Source organism: Streptomyces sp. NPDC006450, from assembly GCF_040612195.1.
Lineage (GTDB): Bacteria > Actinomycetota > Actinomycetes > Streptomycetales > Streptomycetaceae > Streptomyces.
In genome coordinates, this window is record NZ_JBEXPT010000195.1 from 1 (window position 1) to 7,402 (window position 7,402).

General features: G+C 73.0%; 5 protein-coding genes and 2 pseudogenes. 3 read left to right on the forward strand and 4 right to left on the reverse strand.

The window, feature by feature from the left end; genetic code table 11:
- Positions 1 to 303: 303 nt before the first annotated feature.
- The 4 genes from ABZY57_RS31260 to ABZY57_RS31275 form a co-directional block, all read right to left on the reverse strand.
- Positions 304 to 1,422, reverse strand: coding sequence for a sensor domain-containing diguanylate cyclase (locus tag ABZY57_RS31260; RefSeq protein WP_356517685.1), 1,119 nt, complete (start codon positions 1,420 to 1,422; stop codon positions 304 to 306).
- Between the two features lie 146 nt (positions 1,423 to 1,568).
- Complete coding sequence (locus ABZY57_RS31265; protein WP_356517687.1) at positions 1,569 to 2,369, reverse strand: enoyl-CoA hydratase-related protein; 801 nt, start codon at positions 2,367 to 2,369, stop codon at positions 1,569 to 1,571.
- A gap of 442 nt (positions 2,370 to 2,811) precedes the next feature.
- Positions 2,812 to 3,903 (reverse strand): adenylate/guanylate cyclase domain-containing protein, encoded by a 1,092-nt coding sequence (locus ABZY57_RS31270; protein WP_356517691.1) that lies wholly within the window; start codon positions 3,901 to 3,903, stop codon positions 2,812 to 2,814.
- Positions 3,904 to 4,144: 241 nt separating this feature from the next.
- On the reverse strand, positions 4,145 to 5,008 hold the full coding sequence (locus ABZY57_RS31275) for a biotin--[acetyl-CoA-carboxylase] ligase (RefSeq protein WP_356517689.1): 864 nt from the start codon (positions 5,006 to 5,008) through the stop codon (positions 4,145 to 4,147).
- On the opposite strand from ABZY57_RS31275, the pseudogene ABZY57_RS31280 reads away from it, so the two are divergent.
- From ABZY57_RS31280 to ABZY57_RS31290, 3 genes and pseudogenes are all read left to right on the forward strand, one after another.
- Positions 5,007 to 5,186 (forward strand): annotated as a pseudogene (locus ABZY57_RS31280) (helix-turn-helix domain-containing protein); the annotation flags it as partial. The gene ABZY57_RS31275 and the pseudogene ABZY57_RS31280 sit on opposite strands and share 2 nt — an antisense overlap.
- A 417-nt stretch (positions 5,187 to 5,603) precedes the next feature.
- Positions 5,604 to 7,199 carry an acyl-CoA carboxylase subunit beta gene (locus ABZY57_RS31285; RefSeq protein WP_356517693.1) on the forward strand — a complete coding sequence of 532 codons (1,596 nt, stop codon included), beginning with the start codon at positions 5,604 to 5,606 and terminating at the stop codon, positions 7,197 to 7,199.
- A 30-nt stretch (positions 7,200 to 7,229) separates the two neighbouring features.
- A pseudogene (locus ABZY57_RS31290) lies at positions 7,230 to 7,334 on the forward strand (acyl-CoA carboxylase epsilon subunit); the annotation flags it as partial.
- Positions 7,335 to 7,402: the final 68 nt, after the last annotated feature.

The window sequence follows — 7,402 nt, forward strand, 5'->3', positions numbered from 1 at the left end:
TCTTCCCCCCCCACCGAGGCGCCGCGCGCGGGGGGCGGCGGGCCGGGGCTTACCGGGCACCGCGCCGCGGCCCCGCCCCCCGGCCGGGGGGGGCCGGCGGGGCCCCCCGCCACTGCCGTCCCGGCGTGGGCCCTGCGGGCGGGTGCGGCCAGGTCGGCCCTCCGGGGCGAGGCCCCCTACCCACCCGGGGCCGGGGCGGGACCGCCAGGGCGGCGGGGCACCGGCCGCCAGGCGAGCCGCGCACCGAGCCGGGGCGCGGGGGCCCAGCCGGGGCACGGGGACCCAGCGGGGCCGCCGCCAGGGCTACGCCCGCCCGCGGAAGCGGCGCCGCTCCCCCGGCCCCCCGGGCTCCGCGTCGGCGAGCCGGACCACCGCCGTGTCGCGCCCCGCGACCACCGGCTTCGCCGACCGCGCCGCCTTCGCCTTGTACTGCGCCGCGTCCGCCAGCCTGAACAGCCGCCGGGAGGATTTCACCGGCCCGATCGGATCCCCCGTGGACGCGACGCCACAGGCGACCCCCTCCCCCAGCTCCAGCTCGGCGGCCCGCAGGCACACCTCCTCGGTGACCCGTACCACCTCGTCCGCCGAGGGCCCCACGCTGACCAGGCAGAACTCGTCCCCGCCCAGCCGCGCGACCAGCGCACCCGGCAGCATCGCCCCGCACAGGCTGAGCACGGAGCCGAACCGTTCCAGCAGCCGGTCTCCCATCGCGTGGCCCAGGGTGTCGTTGACCTTCTTCAGGCCGTTCAGATCGCAGACGACCAGACTCACCACGGTCTCGGCCCCGCTCCGCCGGTGTTCCTCCAGGGCCTCGTCGAGCCTCATGTCCACGGCCCGCCGGTTGGCCAGCCCGGTCAGCGGGTCCGTGAAGGCGAGCCGCCGGGCCTCCTCCAGCCGGTCGCTCTGCGCCAGCCCGGCCGCGATCACCGCCGCGAGCACTTCTCCGAACTCCGCGTCGTCCTCGTCGAAGTCCGCCATGCCCTCGTCCCGGGCCACATACAGCTCGCCCCAGGCCCGTCCGCTCAACACGATCGGGGCGACCACGCACGTGCCGCGCCCGCGCCGCCGCAGCGCCTCGCCCCGGCGACCCGGCCGGTGCCCGACCGCGCTGTCCACCCAGGCGTGGGGACCGCCCCCGCCGACCCAGCGCTCGTGCAGGAATTCGGTGATCTCGGGGAAGTCGTGCACGGGGTACGACTCGTCCTCGGGGAACTCCTCCTCCCCGTCCCTGCGCTCCCCCTCGTTCACGAGCACCCGCAGGCGCCCCCGCTCCCGCTCCCACGCGGAGATCGCGGCGAACGATCCGTCCATCGCCAGCCTCGCCCCGCGCGCGGCGGCCCGCACGCAGTCCCGCGGCGCGCACGCGGCCGCCATGGCCTGCGCGAGGCCCACAACGGCTCGAAGCCGCCCGTCAACACCCATCACCCCAGGTTAGGGAGTTTTGTCCGATTTAGTGACCGTTGGCGCGGCATTCGGTGGTATCGAGATCACACCCGGTCACGATCGCGGACGCTCTCCCGGGCTCGATCCGGGGCGCCCCGGGCCCACCCGGGGCCCGCCCCGCGCCCTCACACCCCCGGCCACTCCGGCTTGCGCTTCTCGTTGAACGCCGCCACGCCCTCGGCCCGGTCCCCCGAGAAGGCCACCGTCCGCCATGCCGCGTCCTCGATCTCCAGCCCGGCCGCCAGGTCCATGCCGTGCCCGAGCCGCAGCGCCCGCTTGGCGGCCCGCAGGCCGACCGGGGAGTTCGCCGCCATCGCCGCCGCCATCGCCAGGGCGGCCTCACGGTCCGACCCGGCCGGCACCAGCGAGTCCACCAGCCCCAGATCCAGCGCCTCCGCGGCCTCCACGCGCCGGGCGGTGAAGATCAGCTCCGCGGCCCGCGCCGCCCCCACCCGCCGCGGCAGGAGCTGCGTGCCGCCGCCGCCCGGGATCACCCCGACCGACACCTCGGGCAGCCCGACGACGGCCGTCTCGTCGGCCACGATGACATCGCAGGCGAGGGCCAGCTCGAAGCCGCCCCCGAGCGCGAACCCGTGGACCGCCGCGATCACCGGCATGGCAAGCTCCAGCACTCCCCCGTACGCGCCCCGCGTGGTCGGCCGCTGCCGCAGCAGTTCGGCGTCCGAGAAGGAGTTCCGCTCCTTGAGGTCCGCGCCCACGCAGAACGCCCTCCCGGCGGTCGAGGAGAGCACGACGACCCGTACCGAAGGGTCCGCGCCCAGCTCCGCACACGCGGCGCCGATCCCCCGCGCCATCTCGGTCGACACGGCATTCATCGCCTTGGGCCGATCCAGCACCAGCTCGGCGACGCGCCCATCGCCTTCACGGCGTACCGCGACGAACTCTCCGAAGCGCTGCTCCGACATCTGTGGACCCTCCAAGTTAACGACCGTTATCGCCGGACTCTAGCGCGCGGAGCAGCTCAGAAGGAGGCCTCCGGCACACCGAATTCCCGGGCGGGCGTTCGGGTGCGCGCGCGTGGTGTGGAACGACTGTCCGCGTGATCGCAGGCAGGGGCGCGCAGCAGGGACGCCCTCCGCGACACCGGCCGACCTGTCGCGCACACGCATCACAGAGGCCGGCGCGACGAGGAGGGCGGGTCGCTCGCCGATGTGTCGCCGTCGTTCTCCGGCGATCTCCGCGGGAGAACGATGCGGCCGGTCGGTGAACCGGGCCGAGGCGGGTATCAAGCCCACCCGGCAGCACGCCCGGCAGCACGCCCGGGCGGCCGATCAGCGCGGGGACCGGCACCACGGGACATCCGGCCGGCCGCGTCAGGAACCCCGGGCCGGCCGGCCCGGGGGCACGTCAACCGGGGGTCTTGGGGCTCCGGCGCGTCAGCGACCAGGGCTCCACGACGCCCAGGCCGCGCACCGGGCGCTGGAACATCGGCTGGAGTGCGAAGCGGTAGGCGCCGCCGCCCTCCTCGTTCTCCGCTTCCTTCTCCGAGACCGGCGCCGCGCCCGTGCGGCCCAGTTCCTCGGCCATCGCGCCGTCCACCAGGACCGCGTCCTTCGGCGCTATGGACGTCAGCCTCGAAGCCAGGTTCACCGTGGTCCCGAAGACGTCGCCCATCCGGGTGGTCACCGTCCCGAAGGCGATGCCCACGCGCAGCTCCGGCATCTGCGGGTCGGCTTCCATCGTCTCGATGAGCCGCAGCGCGATCTCCGCCGCCGTCGCCGCGTCGTCGGCGCAGTACAGCACCTCGTCACCCAGCGTCTTGATCAGCCGGCCGCCGTGCGCCGCCACCAGGTCCGCCGAGGTCGTCTCGAAGGACTCGACCAGCTCGCCGAGCTCCTCCTCCTCCAGCCGCCGCGTCAGGCGGGTGAAGCCCACCAGGTCCGCGAAGCCCACCGCGAGGCGCCGGTCGACCATCTCCTCGTCGTCCGCCACCTGCACGACCCGCCCGGTGGCGGCCGCGAGCTGGCGCCGCCACACGTAGACGAGGAACTCCTCCAGCTCCGGGAGCAACAGCTCGACCAGCGGGTACGTGACCTCCGTACGGGTCATCCCCGGCTCCGGCGGCTCCGTCAGGCCCTCCAGGAAGGAGTCGATCTGCCACTCCGCGAGGCGGGCCGTGGTCTGCCCGGTGGACCGCGCCACCTGGACCGCCATCGGCTCGCTCAGCAGCCCGGCCTCGACGAGGCCGGCGAGCCGGCGCAGCGCCAGTACGTCGGCCTCCGTCAGGGCCCTGGCCTGGCCGATGTCCGCGAAGCCCATGGCCCGCCAGAAGCGGGAGGCGAGCTCCATCGAGACCCCGGCACTGCGAGCCGCCTGGAAGGGGGTGTACCGGCGCTCCGCGCCCAGGATCAGCTGCTCCAGGCGGATGGCGAGCGGGTCGGCCGTCGGCTGCGCCGTGTGGTCGACCTCGTGGTGGGGAGTGTGCTGCTCGCGCCCGATCGGTGTGGCGTGGACTCCCGAGCCGCCCGAGCCGCCGGAGCCGCCCGTGCCACCCGTCGCCGTACCGGGGGCGGGCGCGCTGGACTGAGGGTCGTCGACGGTCAAGGGCCGCCTCCTGTCCATTGCCGTGCGCACTGCCGAACCGGGTGATCACCGCGAGGACCGGGATCGCCTAAACCATACGGCAGGTGTGCCGTAGCTCACTCCCCTACTCCGTCACCCGGGGCGGTCCCCGCGCGGGCTACCGCACCGACCGCAGATGGACGACGTCCCCTGCCCCCACGGCCTCGTGCTTGTCCTCCGCCGTCCGCACGACGAGCCGTCCATCGGTGTCCACCGCTTCGGCCGTCCCGGTGAGGGTGCGCCCGCCCGGCAGCTCGGCCCGCACGTGCTTGCCGAGGGTCGCGCAGCCCGCCGCGTACGTTTCCTGCAGACCGCTGGCCGCCGGATCGCCGCCGGCCGCGCGCCAGTTTCCGTACCACTGCTCCAGGGAGCGCAGTACGGCCCTGAGCAGTGGGTCCCGGTCGGTGACGGTGGCCTTGGCCAGGAACAGGGACCCGGCGGTGTCCACCGGGAGCTCGGCGTCGGTCAGCGTCACGTTGAGCCCGATCCCGAGGACGATCCCGTCGCCCACGCGCTCGGCGAGGATCCCGCCGGTCTTGCGCTCCTCCCCGTCCACGGTGACCAGCAGGTCGTTGGGCCACTTGAGGGCGGTGTCCACGCCGGCGGCGCGCGAGAGCCCGGTGGCGGTGGCCACCCCGGCCAGCAGCGTCAGCCAGCCCCACCGCTCCTGCGGCACCGAGGGGCCGGGCTTCAGCAGGACGGAGAAGAAGAGTCCGGACCGCGCGGGCGCGACCCAGCTCCGGTCGAGCCGGCCCCGTCCGGCGGTCTGCTCCTCGGCGACGAGCACGGCCCCTTCGGGCAGCTTCGCGGCCCGCGCGGCGAGGTCGCTGTTGGTGGACCCGGTGGAGCCCACCACCTCCAGTGAGCTCCACAGTCCCTCGCCGGTCACGAGGGCCCGCTGCAGTGCGGCAGCGTTCAGGGGCGGCCGGTCCAGACTCGACCAACGGCCTGCCGGAGCACCTGCTGAAGCATCTGATGACATGATCGGATCCTTATGTCGCTACGTCGCTGTATGTGACCCTCTGACCCGGGATTGCACACGGATCGTGATCGACCCTAGCGTCCGGGCTGTGGGGGATTCTCCGGCAAAGCGGGCGTTCAGGTTTCGTTTCTACCCCGACGACGCGCAGGCGACAGAGCCGCCGAAGACATTCGGGTGCGTGCGCGGGGTTCACGACCTCGCACCGACCGCCCGCAACGGCGCCCGGGCACACGGGGAACGCGCGAACCACGCCCCGTCGGCCGGCCGCTGGTTCGTCGGCGCCGCTCACGACCGGGACGGCGACGCAGCCGTCGATCCCTTCGCCGCCGGGTCGGCGGTATCCGCCTGCCGGGCGTACGCGGGACCTCCCCGGGCGGCCCCTCTCCACAGGCGGTCCGCAGCGAAGCGGGAGACCCGCCCGCGAGGGTCGGGAGGGAGTCCCCTAAGGGGGACGGCGAGGCCAAGCAACCCAGATGAGGTGTGTCAAACGCCGCACCGCCGAGCGCCATGCCCGCCGATACGCTACGCACCAGTAGCTAGTAAAAACCAAGTAAGTCACCAGGCAGTTGACACCACGCAGGGAGCCGCGACCCCGATGTCACAACCGTCAGAGCCGATCGACATGCACACCACCGCGGGGAAGATCGCGGATCTGCAGCGCCGCGTCGAGGAAGCCACACACGCCGGGTCAGGGCGGGCGGTGGAAAAGCAGCACGCCAAGGGCAAACTGACGGCGCGTGAGCGGGTGGCGCTGCTGCTGGACGAGGGGTCCTTCGTCGAGCTGGACGAGTTCGCCCGGCACCGGTCGACGAACTTCGGGCTGGAGAAGACCCGTCCCTACGGCGACGGCGTCGTCACCGGCTACGGGACCGTCGACGGGCGTCCCGTCGCCCTGTTCTCGCAGGACTTCACCGTCTTCGGCGGGGCCCTCGGCGAGGTCTACGGCCAGAAGATCATGAAGGTGATGGACTTCGCGCTGAAGACCGGCTGCCCGCTGATCGGGATCAACGACTCCGGCGGCGCCCGCATCCAGGAGGGCGTCAGCGCGCTCGGCATGTACGGCGAGATCTTCCGCCGCAACGTCCACGCCTCCGGTGTGATCCCGCAGATCAGCCTGGTCGTCGGCCCCTGCGCCGGCGGGGCCGTGTACTCCCCGGCCATCACCGACTTCACGGTCATGGTCGACCAGACCTCGCACATGTTCATCACCGGCCCGGACGTCATCAAGACGGTCACCGGCGAGGACGTCGGCTTCGAGGAGCTGGGCGGGGCGCGCACGCACAACAGCACGTCCGGCGTCGCGCACCACATGGCGGGCGACGAGAAGGACGCCATCGAGTACGTCAAGTCGCTGCTCTCCTACCTCCCGTCGAACAACCTCTCCGAGCCCCCGGCCTTCCCCGAGGAAGCCGACACCGAGGTCTCGACAAGCGACCGCGAGCTCGACGTCCTGATCCCGGACAGCGCGAACCAGCCGTACGACATGCACAGGGTGATCGAGCACGTGCTCGACGACGCGGAGTTCCTGGAGACCCAGTCGCTCTTCGCGCCGAACATCCTCACCGGCTTCGGCCGTGTCGAGGGGCACCCGGTCGGGGTCGTCGCCAACCAGCCGATGCAGTTCGCCGGCTGCCTGGACATCGACGCCTCCGAGAAGGCGGCCCGGTTCGTCCGGACGTGCGACGCCTTCAACATCCCGGTGCTGACCTTCGTCGACGTGCCGGGCTTCCTGCCGGGCACCGACCAGGAGTACAACGGAATCATCCGGCGCGGCGCCAAGCTGATCTACGCGTACGCCGAGGCGACCGTTCCCCTGATCACCGTGATCACCCGCAAGGCCTTCGGCGGGGCCTACGACGTGATGGGCTCCAAGCACCTGGGCGCCGACCTCAACCTCGCCTGGCCGACGGCGCAGATCGCCGTCATGGGCGCGCAGGGCGCGGTCAACATCCTGCACCGGCGTGCGATCGCCGAAGCGGAGGAGGCCGGCACCGCCGAGGAGACCAGGGCGCGGCTCATCACCGAGTACGAGGACGCGCTGCTGAACCCGTACACGGCCGCCGAGCGCGGATACATCGACGCGGTGACCATGCCGTCCGAGACCCGGGCGCACGTGGTGAAGGGGCTGCGGCAGCTGCGCACCAAGCGGGAGTCCCTGCCCCCGAAGAAGCACGGCAACATCCCGCTCTAGGACGCGAAGACGCTAGGAGGCAGTCCCGTGGTGATCAAGGTCGTCAAGGGGAACCCGACCCCCGAGGAGCTGGCCGCCGCACTGGCGGTGGTCCGAGCGCGCGCGGCGGCCCTCGCGTCGGTGCCGTCGGGCGCGGAGCGGGTGGCCGACGCGTGACCATCAAGCGCGACAACCCGGTCGATCACCCGTTGAAGGTCCGCGTT